The sequence below is a fragment of the Mesorhizobium sp. M2E.F.Ca.ET.219.01.1.1 genome, assembly GCF_004016445.2.
Taxonomy (GTDB): Bacteria; Pseudomonadota; Alphaproteobacteria; order Rhizobiales; family Rhizobiaceae; genus Mesorhizobium.
In genome coordinates, this window is sequence record NZ_SADT02000044.1 from 1 (window position 1) to 495 (window position 495).

Genomic DNA, 495 nt, shown 5'->3' on the forward strand with positions numbered 1-495 from the left:
CGCCGCTGGTCGAGCCGCTCTCCATCGACGAGGCCTTCCTCGATCTTGCCGGCACCGAGCGCCTGCACGGCATGCCCCCTGCCCTCGTCCTGGCGCGTTTCGCGCTGTCCGTGGAAAAGGAGCTCGGCATCACCGTCTCGGCCGGTCTTTCCTACTGCAAGTTCCTCGCCAAGGTGGCGTCCGACTTCCGCAAGCCGCGCGGCCTTTCGGTGATCGGCGAGGCCGAGGCGATGGACTTCCTGGCCGAACAGCCGGTGACGATGATCTGGGGCGTCGGCAAGGCCTTCGCCGCCACGCTGGGACGCGACGGCATCCGCAGCATCGGCCAGCTTCAACGCATGGAGCGGGCCGAGCTGATGCGCCGCTATGGCGTGATGGGCGACCGGCTTTACCGGCTCTCGCGCGGCGAGGACGACCGCCGGGTCGACCCGGATGGCGACGCCAAGAGCGTGTCGGCCGAGACCACCTTCGACACCGACATCGGCGCCATGGCCG

General features: G+C 69.3%; 1 pseudogene. It reads left to right on the forward strand.

The window, feature by feature from the left end:
• Nucleotides 1-495, forward strand: a pseudogene (locus EN862_RS34835) (DNA polymerase IV); the annotation flags it as partial.